The following is a 20,351-nucleotide window of genomic DNA, read 5'->3' on the forward strand; positions in this document are numbered from 1 at the left end:
CTTTATGGATTTCGCGCGATTTCCCTGGACTGAAGTTTTGCCCACCGAGAGCGGGACGACGGTTATCATACGGGACCTGCGTTTCCAGCCGGCCGGCGCCGGCCAAGGCGGCTTCGCAATCAGAATTGAACTCGACACCGAGTTGCACGTCCGTTTACAGGAATTCGATTTTTCGGGCCGGTTCCAGGCCGATTAGTTTTCGCCGTCATTTGAGGACTGCCGTGGGACTGTCGGAGGCGGCCCCTGTTGATCTCCGGAGCTCCACCATCGGTAGAGATAAGCGGAGACCACAACTATCGCGACAAAACCCAGCGAAATCCAGACAAGATTGCGCTTGAGGAAATCTTCCCCTCCAACGCCATAACGGACACCAATCCAGGCTTCCAGGCCAAACCGCAAAACCCCTCCCAGCACCAGCGCGCTTGTAAACCGGACCGGACTCATCCGCAGCGCTCCCGACCCCAGGAGGATCGGCTTGAAAGGCAACGGAGGAGGCAGCAGCGATGCCACCAGGACCGTAAGGAAATCATTCTTCACCAGCCACTTCTTGGCGCGGCTCATCTCACCGGTGGATGGCTTTCGCTTCAGCAGCCGGGCGCCTGTCCGGCCAAGGATGTAAACGAAGTATGATCCCAAAACCGTCCCAACGGTGCAGCCAAGCACATAAATCCAGGCTCTGTCAGGGTCGCGGCTGGAAAGATAAATCAGAAGGAAATCCTTCACTCCGGGCATCGAGAGGCCGGCGGAGTCGAGCGTGGCAATTCCGACAAGCCCCCAGCCCCCATAAACCAAGAGCGTGTGTTCGAGCTTACTGGCCAGGTTATGAAGAAATTTCACGCGATAAATCCTTACTATTTGCAGGAGCGACATTGTCCCAAGCCGGTCCACAGCTCAAGGACACCCCACCCTTACCCACGTCTGTACAAATGCACGAGGCGCGACGCTAAAAATTACACAAGATTCAGCGACTTTGTCGATCTAAATCGCACAGGAAACCTCGGCGGGATGCGCGCTTGTTCATCCTGCCACAGTTTCCAGACCAACAAGTGCAGGTCAAACATTCGCGGCAAAACAATTTCAGCTATTTCAAAGAACCTTTCGCGGAATTTTCAGAAAAGTCGAACCGATTATTGATTGACACCGTCCAAACCTCGTGATATGTGTTATCTGGTTTTATTGCCGGTCTTCCTCTTTCAGGAACAGGATGTGCGGTCTGGCGGTTGCCCAGCCCCAACGTGCCGTCTTGGGAATAGACCAATTCTATAGTGTGGCCAGCAATTCACCGTCATCTGGCGGGCATCGCGAAATGGAGATTTCGAAGCTATGAACATTTCAAGGCGTGATCTTCTGAAAGGCTCGGCGGCATTGGGCGTTGGCATACTTTGTGAGACATTAGGTTCAGTTGCTTACGCGCGCGAACCTCACATCAAATTCCCAAACCGGCCAATCGACCGCCTTGCATTGACATCCTATCCCTTTCGCGAATCCATGGAAGGCCCGCACAATTCGGACCGTGACCGAAGCAAGCCGGGAATGGATATCCTCGGCTTCGCCAAAATGGCGATCGAGAAGTTCAACATCCATAATATTAATCCTCTCGGCGCGCACTTCTCTTCCACCGAACCTCGTCATCTCGAGACGCTTCGGGAGCAGGTGGCGAAGGCAGGTTCACATTTTGTTGGCCTGGGCCTGGGCGGCGGCAGGTTCTATGATCCCGACCCGGCCCGCCGCAAGGCCTCGATTGAGAGCAGCAAGAAATGGATTGACATCGCCGCGGTCTTGGGTTCTCCAAGCGTGCGCCAGCACCTGGGAGGCGCTCGCGGGGCAAAGCCAGACGTTGACCTGACGGCACAGAGCCTGGGCGAACTGGCAGATTACGGGGCCAGCAAGAACATCGTTGTCAATCTTGAAAACGACAGCCTTGAGAATGAAGATCCATTCTTCATCGTCAAAGTGATTGAAAAGGCTGGCAACCCGTATCTCCGCGCGCTGCCTGATCTCGGGAACACCATGCAGAAGGGCGACCCTGCTTACAACTATAACGGCCTCACCGCCATGTTCAAGCACGTTTTCAACATGGTGCACGTGAAGGACGAAGTCATCGACCGAAAGGGTACCGTTTACAAAATCGACCTGGCGAAGGCATTTGGAATTGCGAAGGCTGCCGGATATCGCGGCTATTTCTCGATGGAATGGGAAACGAAAGCGGGTGATCCGGTTGAAGGCACCCGAAGGCTTGTCAAAGAGACGTTGCAGTATCTTTCCTAGGCAGTCGCAAGACCCACCGCCGCCGGCGCGAACTCCTTGCGGCGCGAGTTCAGGCTGGCCCTAGTCGGCGAAAAGATCTGTTAGAGCGGCCGCGGTTGATGGCGCCTTACCCCCGCGCCAGCGAAAAATTTCCGGAGGTCAATTCATGCCCCGCAGCAAGATTGTTTTTCCACTGTTCCTGTTGGTTACAAGCGCCGTTTTGGCTGCTTCCTGCGCATACGCGGCTGACGAAAGTGTTCAGCTTCAGCGAGAGGCAAATCAAATCAACGTGATCATCGGAGGGAAGCCCTTCACCACCTATTACTTTGACCCGCAAGTCGCAAAGCCCTACTTCATGCCACTGCGGAGCGCACAGGGGACCATCATCACGCGCGGCTTTCCCATCGGCAACACCGTTCCGCCGGAGCATGAGCACGATCGCAACCTGGAGCCTCACCAGCGGCCCATGTATTTTGGCCACGGCAACGTGGACGGCATCGACTTTTGGGGAGAAGCAATATGGCCCAAGTGGAGCGACGGCACCGTTTTCGGGCGCACCGTCCTGGACAAGATTGAGCAGGTGCAGTCCGGAGCAGACTCCGGGACGATCCGTGCGCTTTTCCGCCTGGCCGGGCCACGGGGACGGGTGATTGCCGATGAATCCCAGGCTTTCGTTTTTCGCGGTGATCAGGAGACCCGAATGATCGATTGTGAAATCGTCATCAGCGCCAATCAGGGCGCGGACGTTACGATGGGCGATACCAAGGAAGGTTCATTTGCCATTCGCGTCGTCAAAGAACTCTACTCTCCGCCGGGGCATATGGTGAATTCCGAGGGTGGCGAGGGAGAAAAAGAGATCTGGGGAAAGCGCGCCAGTTGGGTGGATTACTACGGGAAGGTGGGAGATGAAGAACTGGGGGTTGCGATTTTTGACAGTCCGAAGAGCTTCCGTCATCCAACCTACTGGCACGCGCGAGGCTACGGGCTGTTTGCCGTAAATCCCTTCGGCATCCGGGAATTTACCGGCGACTACAATAAAGACGGGAGCTGGACTATTCCGCAGGGCAAGTCTCTCACCCTGCGTTACCGCGTATTCATCCACCATGGCGATTACAAGCAGGCCCACGTCGCCGAGGCCTATCAGCAATACGCGGCGGCACCGTAGAGTGTTGTATTCTTGGAATATACATAGGCGGCTGGGAGAGCCGTATATTAATGGAGGCACTTATGTCAAAGGAACCAGGTAAATCTGAAATCAGCCGTCGCGACTTCCTCAAGACCGGGGTCGGCACCACGGCTGCGGGTTTAGCAGCCCTGAATGGGTTTGCTGAAATCGTACCGCCCCGCGTCCTGGGGGCTAACGACCGGGTGCGCGTTGCAGTAATCGGACTCCACGGGCGAGGACAGGACCACATCCATGAACTGTCTGGGCTTAAAAACGTGGAGATTGCCGCGCTGTGCGACGCGTATGAACCGCTCATCAGCCAGCGGCAGGCGCAGATTGAAAAAATGGGCCATCCCAGGCCCAAAGGCTACCAGGACCTGCGCAAGCTGTTCGACGACAAGTCCATCGATGCTGTCACCATCGCCACGCCGAACCACTGGCATGCCCTGATGGGCATCTGGGCCTGCCAGGCGGGCAAAGACGCCTATGTTGAAAAGCCTGCTGCCCACAACCTGTGGGAAGGGCACCAACTGGCACGCGCCGCCCAGAGATACAACCGCATAGTGCAGCATGGCACGCAAATCCGCTCCGCTGTGGCCATCCGCAATGCCATGGATAAGCTCCACAGCGGAGTGATCGGCGACGTTTACATGGCGCGCGGCCTGTGCTTCAAGTGGCGCGACACCATCGGCCACGCCCCGCCCAGCGACCCGCCGCAGGGCCTCGATTATAACCTCTGGCAAGGTCCCGCCCCCGAGCACGTGTTCACCAAGAACCGCTTCCTGTACAACTGGCATTGGTTCTGGTGGTATGGCAATGGCGATATCGGCAACCAGGGCGTCCATCAGATTGACGTGGCTCGCTGGGGCCTGGGTGTAAAGTTCCCGAACAAGATTTCCGCCATCGGCGGGCACTTTATGTTTGATGACGATCAGCAGACACCCAACACCTTGAACTGCGCCTTCGAGTATGAGATCCCCAACGCAAAACCCAAGGTGATTGAGTTCGAGGTCCGGCACTGGATCACCAACAACGAGGCAGAAATCGGGACCCCGGAATTGGGAACTCCGGCGCCGAGGCACGCTGCCAATGCGCCGAAAACCGGTCCGCTGGCCGGCAGCCACAACACCGTCGGTGACATCTTCTACGGCTCAAAGGGATGCATGGCCATGGGCGACGAGGACGCCGACACGTACAAGACATGGTTGGGGAAGGACATGGAGCCCGGTCCGACAGAACACCAGGGCGGAAGCCACTTCGGCAACTTCATTGATTGCGTCCGCAGCCGGCGCGCCCAGGACCTGCACGCCCCCATCGAAGAAGGGTTCATTTCAGCCGGCCTGATGCAACTGGCAAATGCTTCCTATCGCGTGGGCCGCACGCTCCACTTCGATCCTGATTCGCTCCAAGTGATCGGAGACGATGAGGCCAATCGCCTGCTCCGTGACGCCGACCGCGGCTATCGCGCGCCGTTCGTCGTTCCGGAAAACATCTAGTGTGGTGCGTCAGAAATACTGGCACTCGTAGCGCCCACCTTTAGGTGGGCAGGTGCCGAGCTAAAGCGCGGTGCCACAGAGACAAATTCAGGAACTTACCGGCACGGCAGCTTCTCGAAGGAATTTCGCCGATTCTTCGGGCGGGGTGGGATTGATGTGGAATCCGGTGCCCCACTCAAATCCGGCAATCTTGGTAAGCTTGGGCATGATTTCCAGGTGCCAGTGGTAGTGCTCATTGGGGCTTTCCGGGATGGGCGAGGTGTGGATGATGTAGTTGTAAGCCGGGTAGTCAAGGACCTTATCCAGCCGCGTCAGCATATCTTTCAGTATTACAGCCAACTGCTCAAACTCCTGCTTCTGCGAGTCCTCAAAAGTGGACTGGTGAACGCGAGGCATAATCCAGATTTCAAACGGAAACCGCGGAGCGAACGGAGCGACCGCAATGAACGCGGGCGTGTCGGCGATCACCCGGATGCCGCTTTCCGTTTCCTGCCGAATAATGTCGCAGAAGATGCACCTCTCCCTGAAATTGAAGTATTCGCGCGCCCCGTCGATTTCCTCGCGCACCCTCTTGGGGACAACCGGAAGGGCAATCAACTGGGAGTGCGTGTGCTCGAGCGATGCTCCCGCAGATTCGCCATGGTTCTTGAAAATCATGACGTATTTGAACCGGCGGTCTTTCTTGAGATCGATGATGCGGTCGCGGTAGGCCCAAAGCACGTCTTCAATATGGCGGGGTGACAACATGGCCAGGGTCTTCTGGTGGTCCGGAGTTTCAATGATAACCTCGTGCGCCCCGATGCCGCTCATTTTGTCATACAAGCCCTCGCCCTGCCGGTTCAGAGAACCCTCGATTCCCAGTGCCGGGAATTTGTTGGGCACCACCCGCAAGGACCACCCGGGCGAATTGCGCGTGCTGCCGTCGCCGCGATAAGCAATGATTTCAGGAGGAGTTTTCGACTCGTTTCCATAACAGAAGGGGCAAAAGCCCGAACCTCGAATTTCGACTTTGTCCCTGACGAAATCAGAGGGGCGCTTGGCGCGCTCCGTGGCGATAATGACCCAGCGACCCGTGATGGGATCTTTCCTGAGCTCAGGCAAATTCGTTGCTCCTTCGACGGCAGGTTTCAGTCATTCCGTGAAAGCGTCCTTAATGACACGGACCCGGTAGCCCTTTGCAGGCTCCCAAATGACGCTTGCAACATCAAACCTGTAGGCAGCGGGTTGCCTTTTTAGTCGCCGCAGATAGACCCTCGCGCTGTGGACGATTCGGCGCTGCTGGTCAAAGCTGAGGGCCGCTTCCGGAGGTCCGGCATCCTGGCCGGTCCGTGTTTTTACTTCAATAAAGGCCAGCACAGATCCATCCCAGCCCACCAGGTCCAGTTCGCCTGACCGGCCGTGCGGCCGCCGGTTCCGCGCGACGATCGCGTACCCCTCGCGGCGCAGGTGCCAATAAGCCAGCGTCTCACCGAGGGCCCCAATTTTCAAGTGCCGGGCTGCTCCACCGCGTTCGCCCGCCCCTCGTGGGCGGCAGGCAACGGTTGCACGGCGCTCTTCACGCCAGACTAACGCGCCGTAGACCAGATGAGCAACCCAGTCCAATGCTTTCCAGCCTCATTTTGACGCTTCTTCGATCGCGCGTTCCAGCACGTCCAGAGCAAAGTCCGCCTGGAATTGTTCAACAATCAGCGGTGGCATCAGCCGGATGGTGCTCTCTCCGCAGCCCAGCACAAGAACACCCAGTTCAAATGCGCGCTGGATGACGCTGTGGCACATTTGGGGATGCGGCTCCCGGCTTGCCGGATCTTTGACCAGCTCGATGCCGATCATCAATCCCTTTCCCCGGACGTTGCCGACATGGCGATGCTTCGCCGGCCAGCTCTGCAGCCGGTCCAGGATGTACTTGCCCATCTTGTCTGCGTTCGAGATGTATTGCTCTTCCAGCAGGCGAATCGTTTCCAGCGCAGCAGCGCACGCGACGGGATTTCCGCCAAAAGTTGAGGCGTGGGCGCCTGGCGGCCAGTTCATGATGTCGGCGCGCGCAACTGTAAGGCCCAGCGGCATCCCTGAGGCAATCCCCTTCGCCGTCACCAGGATGTCCGGCACAACTCCGGAATGCTCGCAGGCCCACATGCGGCCCGTGCGCCCCATGCCGCTCTGGATTTCATCCGCAATCAGCAGGATACCGTAACGCTCTGTCAGCTCGCGAAGCTCCGGAAGGAACCCCGGAGGCGGCACAACATATCCGCCTTCACCCTGGATCGGCTCGACGACGACCGCGGCGACTTCTTCCGGGGGAGTCGTGGTCTTGAAGAGCTTCCGGATAGCTTCTGCGCCGCTGCAATCACAATCGCCCGCCGGATGCCGGTTCGCGCACCTGTAAGGATTCGGGTAGGGGACGTGGCTCACCCCTGGAAGCAGTGGACCAAAGCCGTTCCGCTGGACGGCCTTGCTGGCCGTCAGTGAAAGCGAGCCGAACGTGCGGCCATGAAAGCACCCCAGAAATGCGATGAAGCGATGCCGCCGCGTATGATAGCGGGCCAGCTTCATCGCCGCCTCAATGCCCTCCGTGCCCGAGTTGGCAAAGTGGACCCGCTTGGGAAAGTCACCGGGCGTAATGGAAGTGATTTTTTCCGCAACCTGGGTCAGCAACGGATAGTAAAAGTCCGTTCCCGACATGTGGATCAGCGTTTCGGCCTGGCGCTGAATTGCCCGGACGACATCCGGATGGCAATGCCCGGTGGATACCGAAGCGATGCCTGCGCTGAAATCCAGAAAGACGTTGCCATCCACGTCCTCCACCATCATGCCGCTGCCGCGCTTGGCCACCATTGGATAATCCCGGCCATACGACGGCGAAACCAGGCGATGATCGAGGTCGAGTATTTTCCGCGCCTCCGGTCCGGGCAGAGGTGTTCTGATTTCAGGTAATCCGTTTTTCATAATCTGTCCTTGCCAGCGTTGTCACGCCGCATTCATGCAGCACGCAGGCCAGGGAAGCACGTCAACTGTTCAGGCCATGACCTGCCAGGGACAGGCATCATATTCGTTTCCAGCGTGTGCCCGCTTTGGTGTCTTCCACCAGCACCCCGCCGTTCTGCAGCTCGTCGCGGATTTGGTCAGCGCGCGCGAAGTTTCTTTGCCGCCGCGCGGCTTCGCGTTCTGACAGGAGCCGTCCAATTTCCTCTTCGTCCAGAGTTTCGACAAGCGCACTAACCGATTCTCCACCCGGGTCGGTTGCGGACTGCTCGGCTTTCAACAATCCAAACTCGCGCAGCTTGGCCTGGTCATTGTCATCGAGCACAGCAAAAATCTGGTCCCATCGCCCCAGTGTGTCCAGGAAAGCCCCCCGGTCCCCATCCAAAAACCTGCCCTGGTCCATCGCCGTGTTGCCTTCGCGCACCATCTCAAAAATTGCAGCCAGGGCTTCAGCGGTGTTCAGATTGTCGGCCATCGCTTCTTCAAATTTCCGCCGGGCGGCTGCCGCCAGTTCTTCGAGCTCAGCGTTGCTGCCTGGCGGGAACTCTTCCTTCGTCAGGCGATAGTGGAAATTCCTCAGGCGTTCAACCGACTGCCGCGCCTGGTGCAATCCGTCGAAAGTAAAATTTAACAGGCTTCGATATGGGACCGACGCCAGCAGGTAGCGGATCGCTGTGGGTCTGTAACCTTCCGCAATCAGATCGCGCAGCGTGTACACATTGCCCAGCGATTTGGACATCTTCTCGCCATTGATCACCAGGTGTTCACTGTGCAGCCAGTACCGCACAAATGGCTTGCCCGTTGCGGCCTCGCTCTGGGCGATTTCGTTTTCGTGGTGAGGAAATATCAAGTCAACCCCGCCCGAGTGGATATCAAATGTCTCACCCAGATACTTCATCGACATCACCGAGCATTCAATGTGCCACCCGGGCCGCCCCGGACCCAGAGGAGTGTCCCAGGACGGCTCGCCTTCCTTGGCGGCTTTCCACAGGACGAAATCCCGAACATTGGCTTTGTCGTACTCGTCAGCGTCCACGCGCGCGCCGGCACGCATTCCAGAAAGGTCAATCCTGGAAAGCTTGCCGTAGTCCGGAAACTTTTCAACCCGGAAGTAGTATGATCCCTGGCTCTTGTAGGCGTAGCCCTTCTGTTCAAGCGTCTGGATCAGCTTCACCATGTCGCCGATGTAGTCCGTTGCCCGGACCACAATTTCCGGCTTTTCCAGGTTCAGCAGCTTGCGGTCAACATCGAAAGCTTCGATAAAGCGGTCGGTATAGTCCCGTAGGTTGAGCCCGGCCGCGTTGGCGTTGCGGATGGTCTTGTCATCCACGTCCGTCAGGTTCGTGACGTGCAACACTTCATAGCCCTGATACTTCAGAAAACGCCTTAGGATGTCCTGGAATACGAAAGTGCGATAGTTGCCGATGTGGGCGTATCCATAGACCGTCGGGCCGCAGGCATAGATCCGGACCTTCTTGTCTTCCAGGGGCTGGAATTCTTCCACCTTGCCCGCCAGCGTGTTGTAGAAACGTAGCGCCATCATATTGATATCACACGGAAAGAAGAATCCTTCATTCTATCGGCGCACCCCAAACACCGTCAAGGATCGAGGGTTTATAGAATTGGAAGGGTGCATGGTATTTTCCCTGTGGATTTGAAGTGGATGGGAGTGAGCAGAGAGCGAGGAAGACCACAGCCCTGGTGGCGGGAGAACGAGGCCGCCGGCGCGCGCCAAGTCCCGTCTGTCGCTATACCACGCTTACCTTGATGCCGACTTTTTCCAGCGCCCGCAGTTCATTCTTTCCAATACCAGCGTCCGTAATAACCTCATCAATGGAGGCAGGAGGCACAATCAGGCACAGACTGCGTCGGCCGAATTTGCTGGAGTCGCAAACCATCACCACGTGTCGGGCAATTTCAACCATCACGCGGTTTACTTTTGCCTCCAGCAGGTTCGGCGTTGTCAAACCGTATTCGACGTCAAACCCGTCAACTCCGAGGAACAGGATGTCCGCCTGGAGCTCCCGCAGGGTCTCTTCCGCCAGAGGGCCCACCAGAGAGAACGAGCGTTCCCGAAGGATGCCGCCGGTCAGAATCAGTTCCATGGGCGTGGGAGCCAGTTCCGCGGCGATATTCACGGCGTTTGTGATAATCGTCAAGTCGCGGTGCTGGCGCATGGCCCGGGCCACTGCGGTGGTGGTTGTGCCCGAGTCCAGCAGGACGGATTGTCCTTCTTTCACCATCGCCGCAGCGGCCTCGCCGATCCTCCTCTTCTCGTCCTGATGAACATTTTCCTTTTCCTTGAGGCTGGGATCGATGAGCGTTCCGCCGCCGGCCGGTAGGCCCCCGCCGTGCGCCCGCTGGATCAGTCCTTCGGTGTGTAAAATCTTCAGGTCATTTCGGATGGTAACGTGGGAAGTGTCAAAGCGGTCGGCCAGTTCGCGAACCAGCACCCTGCCCTCGCGCGCCATAATTTCAAGGATCGCTCGACGCCGTTCTTCGGCCAGCATAATGTTTTGTCCTTCCGACCGTCCAGATTTCAGCCGTTTTGTTTTAATGCCTTTCGTTTCGTTTGTCAAAACAATTCCCCAGAAGCGACTCCTTGGGCGCTGATGGCGTCCCGATGCGCCAGAGTGTAACAGAATGACACGCTCTTAGGGAGGTCGATGGGCCCTGTCATCCGAAGCAGAGTCATCCGGCCGTGCCAACTGAAGCGGAAGACGGTCAGGATGTCCTTTGGAATATTAGTGGTAGACGAGTGAACGGCGCCAGAGAAAGAGGGCTAAGTCAGTGCTTTGCGTCTGGATGGTGCTCAAGAATCTGCCGGACCTTCCTGGCCAACGCGGCAGGGGTGAAGGGCTTTTGCAGGAAGGCCTTGTTGGGACCGATGGCGCCGCGTTGAATAATCGCATCATCCGTGTAACCGGAAACGTAGAGCACTTCAATTTTAGGGCGGGCCGCCGTAACGTGTTCAGCCACCTCACGCCCGCTCATCCGGGGCATCACAACGTCAGCGATCAGCAGATGGATGGGACCATTGCACTGTTCGCTGAGCCTGACAGCTTCCTTCCCGTCAGCGGCCAGCAGCACTCTGTACCCAAATCGCTCCAGAGTTTCGCAGATCAGGGTCCGCAGGGCCACCTCATCCTCAGCCACCAGAATAGTTTCTGTTCCTTTCAACTGCCCTGGCTCATGCTGGACGGTAGCGGGCAGCTCATCCTGTTCCAGGACCCGTGGAAAATAGATCTTGAACACCGTGCCAACACCCACTTCGCTGTAAACCCATATAAAGCCTCCGCTCTGCTTGACAATGCCGTAAGCCGTAGCGAGACCAAGTCCTGTTCCCTTTCCCGTTTCCTTGGTTGTAAAGAACGGCTCAAAAATATGCTTTTGTACTTCGGGATCCATCCCTGTTCCCGTATCGCCCACTGCAACCATCACATAATGTCCGGGCACGCTGGGCACATGAGAGCGGGCATACTCTTCATCGAATTCCACATTGGCAGTTTCAATCGTCAACTTTCCGCCGTGTGGCATCGCATCGCGGGCGTTCACCACCAGGTTCATGATGATCTGCTCGACCTGGCCGGGATCTGCTTTCACCTTCCCCAGAGCGCCAAAGGGAACGGTAGCGAACTCAATGTCTTCGCCAATCAGGCGGTCGATCATCTTCCGAAGGTTTTCAATGACGCTGTTCAGGTTAAGGACCCTCGGAGCCAGGACCTGCTTGCGGCTGAAAGCCAGAAGTTGCCGTGTGAGCAGTGCCGCCCGTTCGCCCGCCTTTTTGATTTCTTCAATCTTGCCCCTCTGTTCTTCCACAATCGTCTCGGACCCCAGCAATAACTCGGAGTAGCCGGCGATGATGGTCAACAGGTTGTTGAAGTCATGAGCGATGCCGCCAGCCAGCCGGCCCACAGCTTCCATTTTCTGCGACTGGCGAAGCTGTTCCTCCAGGCTCTTTCTCTCGGTGACATCAATCAGCACGCAGCCTACAAAGGCTTTCCTTTTCCGATCGTGGAACGGAAATCTTACGGCCAGCCACTCCTTGGTTTCACGCCCGGGAAGGGCCGTGGTTTCGTACTTCTCGAGTGGCCGCCCGGTGGACAGGACCACCTGGTCAGCCGCAATTAATTCCTCGGCAGACTCTTCGGGCCACAGCTCAAAAGGCGTCTTTCCCAGAATTTCAGCCGAAGGCTTTCCGACGTATTGCTCGAACGCGCGGTTGACGTATACGTAGCGGCCCCGGGTGTCCCGCATCAGGGCGATGATGAAACTGTTGTTCATAAAAGTCGTAAAGCGGTCTTCGCTCTCGCGAAGCGCGTCTTCCATGCGCTTCTTTTGCGTGATGTCGAAAAGGAACGTCGTGTAACCGATGATTTCGTCTTCAGCATTCCGCACGATGGCGATCGAGATTTCGGCGTCCACCCATCGGCCGCTCCGGGTCCGGCATCGGGTCTCGCCGAAGTAACTCCCCCACCGCAACAGTTCGTCCCTGGTCCGCCCAAACTCGCCCATCTCCCCCGCAAGATAATGGCCGGGTGTCCTGCCTTTCAACTCGCCGTCGGAATAGCCCAGCAAAGTCCGGTGGGCGGCATTCTGTTCTATGATGCGACCCTCGGCGTCCTGGATGGCGATCGCGGCCTTCGAGTATGCGAAGGCGTGATAAAACCTGAGACTTCCCTCCTCTGACGCGCGTGCTTTGCCAGCCGCGTCGAAAGCACCATGATGGGCCACGCCGGGATCTCCCGAATCCCCATTTCCATTCGCTGGGGTTGTAGCATCCCTGCTCCGCAGGCCACCAATGGTTCTCTGGGCATCGGCGAGCCGCCGGCGGAGACCGGCGATCTCGTGCAAAAGGTCCTTCTTGCTTGCTGTCCTCCCTGGCATTTCACTCGCTTTGGATCTCAACAGAGGTCCTGGTTGCAACACCGACCGGCAGGCGCCCTTATGGTGTTGGCAGCAGCATGTGTATTCCCGGGCTCGCCCCGTAGATGGAGTAGCAACCCGGCTTCCTGCCAGTCTTCACGGTACGTCTCCGGGCAAAGGCTCGTACAGTTGCCGCTTCAATTGATTTATCGACGAGATTCACTGCTGCTTTAGCCGATAGACAGCGCGTCATCGCGGGACTAAACTCAACGGAAGCACGGAAAGGGAGCTCAGAAAGTATGAAACGTGTTGCGCGCAGCCACGACTCTCTGAAGTACACTCTGGACCATCGTCACTCTCCCGTTCTGGAAGTCGAGCAGGACGAGCCCTTCATCCTCGAAACGGAAGACGCTCCCTCGGGAACCTACCGCCGTCCTGAAGATGCCGCGCAACTCCTTAACGCCTGGTACCTGAATTATTCTCCGCCCAAGGCCAATCCAGTTACGGGGCCTGTTTACATTCGAGGGGCAGAAGCGGGGGACACGCTGGTGGTCGAAATCGACAAGCTGGAACTCGACGAGCAGAGCGTCACCTACTGGCGCCCCGGACACAAGCCCCTGGGAGATTCCGCTCGTTGGAAAGAGTTGAGCACTCTGACATTCGCCATCGGTCGCCACGAAAACGGTGAAGTAGTCCTCAATGAGGCTGTCACGTGGGAGGATGGCCAGGTCCGCAGACACCCGCTGGGCCTGCGCTTCCCGCAGTCACCCTTTATCGGTACGATTGCCGTGGCGCCCGAGCGCGAAGTTGCGACACCCGGCCTCGGCCAGGGAAGTTGGGGCGGCAATATGGACGTGCGCGACATCCATCCTAGTACGCGGATTCTGATTCCCTGCTACCACTCCGGCGCGCTGCTTTATGTGGGCGACGTCCATGCCTGCCAGGGCGACACCGAGTTCTACGGAACCGCCATGGAAACCCGCAGCACGGTGACACTGCGATGTGGGCTCCTCAAGGGGAAGAACAAGCCCTTCGTGCGCCTTGAGAAACAGGAGAGTCTGATTTCGCTTGCCTGCGCCAAACCGCTGGAGGAGGCTGTGTGGCGCGCCAGCATCCAATTGATGGATTGGTTGATGGAAGACTACGGATGCACCCAGCGCATGGCCTACCTGCTGCTGGGCGTCAATCCCGACTTCCGCGTCAATGTCTACCAGATGGCTCCCATCGCCAGCCTGCAGTACACCGCCGGCGCGGAGATACTGAAGAAGTCGATCCCCGGTTTCCACTGAACGAGTCGGGCAGGAACCCGCCTGGAATGCTTCACGCGGTTTTCTGGCGCACGGGCGTGGTTCCTGGACTGATCTGTGGCACGGGCATTCTCGCCGGTGCTGTGGTCAAAGGACACGGCCAGGATGGCCGTGCCACAAAACCGGAACCGAACCGGGTCACCACGCGCCCGCGCGCTGCTTGACACTGCGTTGCCGGAAACATAAGATTCACCCTTTACAAAAGCCATTGCCCCCTGGTTCCCATTGGCGTGACGCGCAGCAACTCGACGCTATGCGCGGACAGCCGACAGCAGCAGATGTCGCGTTTGTCTCGTCGAAACTCCGGGTTCCAGCGGACTGGAGAATGAAAGTGGAAGCCACCGTTCTATACCAGGAAAAGAAACGCAGTGGAGGCGAGTGGGCGGAGATCACGCTCAACCGGCCGCAGAAAGGTAATGCCATCACGCTGCCAATGCTCGACGAAATCGAGGGCTACGTTCACGGGTTGAAAGCGGCAAAAAACATCCGTGCGCTGGTGTTGCGCGGGAACGGGCGCTTCTTCTGCACGGGAGGAGACATCGAGGCCTGGGGCGCTCTCACTCCCAATGCAATGTCCAATCAATGGGTCCTCCGCGGCATCCAGGTTCTTGAGATGGTCGCGGCCTTGCCGCAGCCGGTCATTGCCGCGATTTCCGGCCACGCCCTGGGCGGCGGGCTCGAACTCGCGCTGATGGCGGACCTTCGAGTTGCGGTGAAAGCAGCGAAGCTTGGCACTCCGGAAGTGGGGTTGGGCATGATTTCGGGCTGGACGGGGGTTTGTCGGCTCGCCGAAATCGTCGGCGTGGCCCGCGCTCGGGAGCTTACGCTGCTAGGCTCTCCAATTTCTGCTGAAAAAGCTTACGAGTGGGGACTTTTGAACGCCGTTGCCGATGACCCTGACACCATGGAAATCCAGATCGAGGCCTGGCTTCGCCAGATTTTCGCGAACTCGGGGGCTGCCATGGCCCTGACGAAAAGTTTGTTGCAATCCATGCACGCCGACTTCAGCCTTCATCACGCGGCGGCCGCTGGCCTTGCGCGATCGACGGAGGATTCGAGGGAAGGCATCGCGGCTTTTCGGGCTAAAAGGAAACCGGTTTTTCGAAACCGCTAAGTATTTCAGCATGAGCAAGCCCAGGTTCCTCAGTGCGGCAGAGGCCGCAAGGATGATTCGGGACGGCGATATCGTGGCCGTCAGCGGCAACGGCGCGGGGATGACTTCCGCCGAAGCGATTTTTGCCGCCATAGAGAAGCGCTTCCTCGAAACGGGCGAGCCGCGCGGGATCACTCTGGTCCACTCCCTGGGGCTCGGCGACCGAGGCGAAATGGGGGCCAATCGCTTCGCGCACGAGGGGATGCTGGCCAGGGTCATCGCAGCGCATTTCACCTGGTCGGCCCGCATCCAGCAACTTATCCGCGACGAAAAGATTGAAGCCTACTGTTTTCCCGGCGGCGTGGTGCAGCAGCTCCTGCGGGAGATTGGCGCCGGGCGGCCCGGCCTCATTACCCATACCGGGCTGGGCACCTTCGTAGACCCGCGGCAGGATGGCGGCCGCTGCAACAGACGGAGCACGTCTGAACTGGTGGAGCTGATGAATATCGATGGGCGCGAGCTGCTGCGTTACAAGCCCTTCAAGGTGGACGTCGCCATCATTCGCGGCACTTATGCCGACTTGAAGGGAAACATCAGCCCTGAAGAGGAAGCTGTTGACCTCGACATTTACACCATGGCCATGGCGGCGCACAATTCTAATGGCACGGTTCTGGCGCAGGTCCGCGAGGTGGTCAAGCCGGGAACTTTGAAAGCCAGAAGCGTACACGTGCCCGGCATCATGGTTGATGCTGTGGTCGAAGATCCCGCGCAGGAATTGTTCTACGGCCTGCCCTATGATCCCACCATCAGCGGCTCTCAGCGGGCGCCCCTCAAGCGATTGTCCAACGAACTCCCCGCTAAACTCGCGCGGCGCATCATTGCCCGGCGCGCGGCAATGGAGCTTCGCCCCGGAGCATCTGTAAATTTTGGGTTCGGAATTCCCGGCGGAATCTTCGGCGTCATCGCCGAGCAGGGCGTCGAAGACGATCTCTGGATGAGCGTCGAACAGGGCACCCACAACGGCCGCATGCTGGATGAGCGGCTGTTTGGGGCTGCGCGCAACCCCGATGCGCTGGTCCCCTCGGTGGACCAATTCGATTTTTACAGCGGCGGCGGCATCGACCAGACCTTCCTGGGCATGGGCGAGGCGGACGCAGAGGGAAACGTGAACGTCTCGCACCTGGGCGGCCATCTGGTGGGTCCCGGTGGGTTCATGGAAATTGCGCAGAATGCGAAGTGCGTGGTGTTCTGCGGCGCTTTTGACGCCCAGGGCAGCGAGGTTGCATTCGAAGGCGGGAAGCTGCGCATCGTGAGTCCGGGCAGGATTCAGAAGTTCGTCAAAGCCGTGGAACGCATTACCTTCTCCGGGCAATACGCCCGGCAGAAGAAACAGGAAGTCCTCTACGTCACCGAGCGTTGCGTGTTTCGGCTCGACGCGGAAGGTTTGCGCCTCACCGAGATTGCACCGGGAATAGATCCCGAGCGCGACATTTTTCCCTACATGGCGTTCCGGCCGATCGTCGATGAGGTCAAACAGATGGCCGACGCCTGTTTTGTGTGAACAGCTTATGCCAAAACGCCAGCTCAAACTGAAAGGCAAGATTGCGATGGAGGATGCAAAAGGCAGGCAACTGCCGCCGGGCGACTACTGGTTTGAAGACCTTCACGAGGGCGACTGGTTTGAAACAGGGCGTATTATGGTCACCGAGGCCCACATCGTCAATTTCGCCGGACTGTCCGGAGATTTTTTTGACGTTCACATGGACGACGATTTTGCGCGCGCGCAGGGCTTTCCGCGGCGCGTTGCGCACGGGCTGCTGGGATTGGCGCTTGCCGATGGACTTAAGAACCGGGCCTCGGTTCGCCTGATGGTGGCCGCATCGCTCGGGTGGAACTGGCAGTTCACCGGCCCGATCTTCGCCGGCGACCGGATCGGCGCCAGAATCACCGTCATCGAGAAACGCCTGTCCAGCAAGGGAAAGGCAATCGTGACGCTCCATCTTGAAGTAACCCAGCAGGAAGGCCGTGTGGTGCAGAAGGGTGAAACAACGCTGCTGGCGAGATCAAAACTCCGGATGGCAACCTGACCCCTTCTTTCTTCACCTGCTGACACTTCAGAGCACTCGATTGCAAAGTTGCCGGAGAATGTTACAGGCAGGAATATTGGGGTGAGCGACGGGGTTCGAACCCGCGACTTCCAGATCCACAATCTGGCGCTCTACCGGCTGAGCTACGCTCACCACAAGGCGGTTGAGATTTTGACGCCTCGTTTTATCTAACCATTGAGACGGCGAAAGTGTCAACGGCAAGCAAAGGCTGAACTAGTCCGAGGCTTCCGATCCGATATCCAGCGGGTCCCCGTAATGCTCAACGGTAGGGAACGGGTCGTAGAAATGGTGCAAGAGATCGCGCCATTTTTGATATCGCTCGGACTTGCGAAAATCTACAGTATGGTTCTCCAGATTCTGCCACGTAACCGACAGCAAATAGCGATTGGGCCTTTCAACACATCGCCGGACTTTGATGCTCCTAAAACCGGGCGTGGCTGCGATCAGCGGGCGAGCAGCTTGCATTGCGGCCTCGAAATCACTTTCCTGTCCGTTCCGCACATTTAGAATTGCCACCTCTAAAATCATTTGACCGGCTGCCTCCCAATTTCCCTAACCACACATGGGCCATTTTGTACGCTTTCCGCGCTGTCGAGCAGATTCCAACACACGAACCCCAACGACATAACCAACCGTTGGGCCAGCAGAAAGCGGCGCCGTCAGTGTGTGATCAGGACTTTCGTGTCGCTCTTGTTGACTGGAATTTCCTGAAGCTCAGTAGGCTGCTGGCAGCAGACGCAATTTCCCGGCCCTTGTCCTACGATGTTGCAGGTCTCGCAATAATATCGGACGCGATAGACCTCTCCATTGTGGACGGTGAAGATGTTGTCCACACGGAAATTTCCGTCCGCCTGATACTCGCCTTTCAGCCGCACATCATCGTTTCGAAGCCGCTGGTCTTCGAGCGTGCGGAAAATATAATCATAACGGCCGGCCAGAGGAATTTGTTTCGTCGCGGTTTTCACCACCGGACCGCTTCCTTGAAGGAACAGAAGTTTCCCTTGCAGGGTTTTCTGGGAAGCTTGAGTGTCCGCGGCACGGGCCGGGCCGGCGCCCAATAAGAGCGCAAGACCACACATCAACAGCGCCACGAGTGCAAGATGACGAGGCGGGGGGCTTAACGCGCCCGGCAAATTATTCGCCGGAGAAACGGCTTTTAGGAACTTCATAATGCTCTCCACCGCTGACGGCTGGAGCGCGAGGCCCGTCAGCCCTGGTACTGCCCCACCAGCACAATTGCCAGCGGCAATTTTGATCCGTTCCCAAGCTGCGACTCCATCTGCAGCGCCCAGTTCTGGGAGTAGTCCTGGAACACAGCCGGGAACGTCTTGTTGCTGTCGCTCACCGAATCCATGATCATCACGCCTGGATGTCCGGTATCGGTGGCCTGGCGCGACAGCTTGAGGGCGTCGTCGAACGATACAGCCTTGTCGGCGTCCGTGTCCTTGGCAGCGGGCGTGAGGAGGAGGAAATCGCGGTACTGGCTGACGCCCATATGGTTTCCGTCCTCCGGAACCAGCTCATAGCGGAGGGTGTAATATCCCGCCTTGATGGCCTGTCCGCGATAGTCTTTTGAATCTTCCGGGAAATGAATCACGCCCACCAGCGATCCCTGCGCGATCTTGCCGTAAAGGACATTCGACGCCGTTTCGGGGCTCGAGGCGGGCGCAAGGTCCTTGCGCAACCACACTTCGCACAGCGACTTCCCGGAACTGTCTACAAGGCTCTCGCCTTGCGGCCGAAGATTGGTTTGGATGGCTTGCGGGACATCACCTCCAGGCGGACCCTGGGTCGCCTGTATTTTGTAGGTGCCCTGAGCGAAGGCAGCAACGCCGAGAGCCAGAATAGAAGCCGCCGAAAAAGCTACGAGCCGTCGCATCTAGAACCTCCCTGAGTGACTTGCCGGATTTTGGAGCAGATGGAACGGGAAGCAGGAACACTTACCGCTTCCCATTCTGGAGGCGCATTCTTTCATCACCCTCGAACGCGTCAGTCCGTAAAGGTGCCGACAAAGGCGCTGCGAGCATTCCGGTTGGTCCACACGACGCCCAGGCCCTGGCCGTTAAACGCGTCTTCCTCGCTGAACGCCGGCATCGAGTGGTTAGTCCGGGTCAGAGGCGGATAATACACCGTCTCATTGCCGCACATGATGTCACCCTGGCACAGGGAACGTGTTTTCACCACGGCGAGGTCGCCCGCCTTCAGCACGTCGGTCCCGTGGTCTGCTCCTTGACCCACTTCCAGACTGATGGGAGCGATGTCCACGCGCACCACGCGGTCCACCAGCTTGCCTGCCCGCGCCTTCACGAAGCTCACCAGAGCTTCCCGCTGCTGCGAGGTGGCAGCACGGTCAAGAATCAGCACCGATTCGCTCGGATAGGGATTCCGGTATGGATCTCCGAGAGTTGCTTTGGCTTTCACCACCGCAACCACCGTCAAGCCGCTCAAATCAGTACCTTCCCATGATCCTTTATTGATCTTCCACGCCAGGATCGCCTGCTTCCCAGTCAGATCAACCTCTGAATTGGCATAGCAAGGTCCTGTCCACACGTCCGCGCTCCTAACTTCCAGATAATCGCCGGTCACGGCCGCCTTCGCCGGAACCACCGCCAGCCCCAGAAGAATAAAAGCCGCCAGACCTGCCCCGAAAACGTTCCGCATATTTGACCTCCTTCAACTGCTTATGCGTTGTTGCCCCAAAACGGGATACCAATATTTTAGCTCAGGATAAAATAAGGCATCAACCCTAAGATGCCCTAAAAGCTCCTTAGGTAACTGGAAAAGTTGAGATGAAGGGCGCGAGGCATGCACTTTTGCAAGCGCACACCCGCACTCTCACGATGCACTCTGTGGACAGGGTGACCGGAGGCCTAAAGAGGGTCGTAGCAGCTCCGGCCGGGTTTGCAGCTTTCAGGTTCGGCAATCTGGCCATCTGGCCCCAGGCACGTGTGGGTGTGAACGCACCAGTGAATGCCGCTGCTCATGCTGGGAATCCTGGGATCAGGCTCAGCGTGGATAAACGTTTCCTTCGAATGAAGGCAACGGCACGTGGCGTGACCAATGATATTGGCGTTCAAAGGTTCAGGCATA

At 58.0% G+C, this 20,351-nt stretch carries 21 protein-coding genes and 1 tRNA gene; 9 read left to right on the forward strand and 13 right to left on the reverse strand.

Features of this window, described 5'->3' with window-relative positions:
• A partial coding sequence (locus VFQ24_01350) for a hypothetical protein (protein HET9176986.1) occupies positions 1-196 on the forward strand: 196 nt, incomplete at its 5' end.
• Here the strand turns inward: VFQ24_01350 and VFQ24_01355 are convergent.
• Entirely contained in the window at positions 193-837 is a 645-nt protein-coding gene (locus VFQ24_01355) for a VTT domain-containing protein (GenBank protein HET9176987.1), read from the reverse strand. The two genes, VFQ24_01350 and VFQ24_01355, sit on opposite strands and share 4 nt — an antisense overlap.
• Before the next feature lie 486 nt (positions 838-1,323).
• Between VFQ24_01355 and VFQ24_01360 the strand changes: the two genes are divergently transcribed.
• The 3 genes from VFQ24_01360 (at position 1,324) to VFQ24_01370 (ending at position 4,908) form a co-directional block, all read left to right on the forward strand.
• Entirely contained in the window at positions 1,324-2,268 is a 945-nt protein-coding gene (locus VFQ24_01360) for a TIM barrel protein (GenBank protein ID HET9176988.1), read from the forward strand.
• A 145-nt stretch (positions 2,269-2,413) separates the two neighbouring features.
• Positions 2,414-3,412 carry a PmoA family protein gene (locus VFQ24_01365; GenBank protein ID HET9176989.1) on the forward strand — a complete coding sequence of 333 codons (999 nt, stop codon included), beginning with the start codon at positions 2,414-2,416 and terminating at the stop codon, positions 3,410-3,412.
• A gap of 62 nt (positions 3,413-3,474) precedes the next feature.
• Positions 3,475-4,908 (forward strand): Gfo/Idh/MocA family oxidoreductase, encoded by a 1,434-nt coding sequence (locus VFQ24_01370; protein ID HET9176990.1) that lies wholly within the window; start codon positions 3,475-3,477, stop codon positions 4,906-4,908.
• An 87-nt stretch (positions 4,909-4,995) separates the two neighbouring features.
• Here VFQ24_01370 and galT read toward each other — a convergent pair whose 3' ends face one another.
• The 6 genes from galT to VFQ24_01400 form a co-directional block, all read right to left on the reverse strand.
• Complete coding sequence (galT, locus tag VFQ24_01375) at positions 4,996-6,009, reverse strand: galactose-1-phosphate uridylyltransferase (GenBank protein ID HET9176991.1); 1,014 nt, start codon at positions 6,007-6,009, stop codon at positions 4,996-4,998.
• A 30-nt stretch (positions 6,010-6,039) separates the two neighbouring features.
• The gene (locus VFQ24_01380) at positions 6,040-6,510 is read right to left on the reverse strand and encodes a YraN family protein (GenBank protein ID HET9176992.1); all 471 of its coding nucleotides are present in this window, start codon (positions 6,508-6,510) and stop codon (positions 6,040-6,042) included.
• A 12-nt stretch (positions 6,511-6,522) separates the two neighbouring features.
• A complete protein-coding gene (locus tag VFQ24_01385) occupies positions 6,523-7,851 on the reverse strand; it encodes an acetyl ornithine aminotransferase family protein (protein HET9176993.1) in 1,329 nt (442 codons plus the stop codon).
• Positions 7,852-7,948: 97 nt separating this feature from the next.
• Complete coding sequence (gene cysS / locus VFQ24_01390) at positions 7,949-9,430, reverse strand: cysteine--tRNA ligase (GenBank protein ID HET9176994.1); 1,482 nt, start codon at positions 9,428-9,430, stop codon at positions 7,949-7,951.
• A gap of 205 nt (positions 9,431-9,635) precedes the next feature.
• Positions 9,636-10,397 carry a transcriptional repressor AgaR gene (gene agaR, locus VFQ24_01395; GenBank protein HET9176995.1) on the reverse strand — a complete coding sequence of 254 codons (762 nt, stop codon included), beginning with the start codon at positions 10,395-10,397 and terminating at the stop codon, positions 9,636-9,638.
• Between the two features lie 277 nt (positions 10,398-10,674).
• Positions 10,675-12,621 (reverse strand): PAS domain S-box protein, encoded by a 1,947-nt coding sequence (locus VFQ24_01400; GenBank protein HET9176996.1) that lies wholly within the window; start codon positions 12,619-12,621, stop codon positions 10,675-10,677.
• 431 nt (positions 12,622-13,052) lie between these two features.
• Between VFQ24_01400 and VFQ24_01405 the strand changes: the two genes are divergently transcribed.
• The 5 genes from VFQ24_01405 (at position 13,053) to VFQ24_01425 (ending at position 17,240) form a co-directional block, all read left to right on the forward strand.
• A complete protein-coding gene (locus VFQ24_01405) occupies positions 13,053-14,042 on the forward strand; it encodes an acetamidase/formamidase family protein (protein ID HET9176997.1) in 990 nt (329 codons plus the stop codon).
• Positions 14,043-14,068: 26 nt separating this feature from the next.
• The gene (locus VFQ24_01410) at positions 14,069-14,224 is read left to right on the forward strand and encodes a hypothetical protein (GenBank protein ID HET9176998.1); all 156 of its coding nucleotides are present in this window, start codon (positions 14,069-14,071) and stop codon (positions 14,222-14,224) included.
• A 161-nt stretch (positions 14,225-14,385) separates the two neighbouring features.
• Positions 14,386-15,174: an enoyl-CoA hydratase/isomerase family protein gene (locus tag VFQ24_01415; protein HET9176999.1), complete on the forward strand. Its 789-nt coding sequence runs from the start codon at positions 14,386-14,388 to the stop codon at positions 15,172-15,174.
• 10 nt (positions 15,175-15,184) lie between these two features.
• Positions 15,185-16,714, forward strand: coding sequence for a CoA-transferase (locus VFQ24_01420; GenBank protein HET9177000.1), 1,530 nt, complete (start codon positions 15,185-15,187; stop codon positions 16,712-16,714).
• Positions 16,715-16,721: 7 nt separating this feature from the next.
• Positions 16,722-17,240: a MaoC family dehydratase gene (locus VFQ24_01425; GenBank protein HET9177001.1), complete on the forward strand. Its 519-nt coding sequence runs from the start codon at positions 16,722-16,724 to the stop codon at positions 17,238-17,240.
• Positions 17,241-17,317: 77 nt separating this feature from the next.
• Here VFQ24_01425 and VFQ24_01430 read toward each other — a convergent pair.
• The 6 genes from VFQ24_01430 to VFQ24_01455 form a co-directional block, all read right to left on the reverse strand.
• Positions 17,318-17,393: transfer RNA gene (locus VFQ24_01430), tRNA-His, on the reverse strand.
• A gap of 81 nt (positions 17,394-17,474) precedes the next feature.
• The gene (locus VFQ24_01435; protein ID HET9177002.1) at positions 17,475-17,789 is read right to left on the reverse strand and encodes an antibiotic biosynthesis monooxygenase; all 315 of its coding nucleotides are present in this window, start codon (positions 17,787-17,789) and stop codon (positions 17,475-17,477) included.
• A gap of 131 nt (positions 17,790-17,920) precedes the next feature.
• On the reverse strand, positions 17,921-18,430 hold the full coding sequence (locus tag VFQ24_01440; GenBank protein HET9177003.1) for a hypothetical protein: 510 nt from the start codon (positions 18,428-18,430) through the stop codon (positions 17,921-17,923).
• Between the two features lie 38 nt (positions 18,431-18,468).
• Positions 18,469-19,140, reverse strand: coding sequence for a hypothetical protein (locus tag VFQ24_01445; GenBank protein HET9177004.1), 672 nt, complete (start codon positions 19,138-19,140; stop codon positions 18,469-18,471).
• Between the two features lie 110 nt (positions 19,141-19,250).
• Entirely contained in the window at positions 19,251-19,922 is a 672-nt protein-coding gene (locus VFQ24_01450; GenBank protein HET9177005.1) for a DUF1326 domain-containing protein, read from the reverse strand.
• A 209-nt stretch (positions 19,923-20,131) separates the two neighbouring features.
• Positions 20,132-20,350, reverse strand: coding sequence for a hypothetical protein (locus VFQ24_01455; protein HET9177006.1), 219 nt, complete (start codon positions 20,348-20,350; stop codon positions 20,132-20,134).
• Position 20,351: the final 1 nt, after the last annotated feature.

The organism is Terriglobia bacterium, from assembly GCA_035712365.1.
In the GTDB taxonomy this organism is placed as follows: domain Bacteria; phylum Acidobacteriota; class Terriglobia; order UBA7540; family UBA7540; genus SCRD01.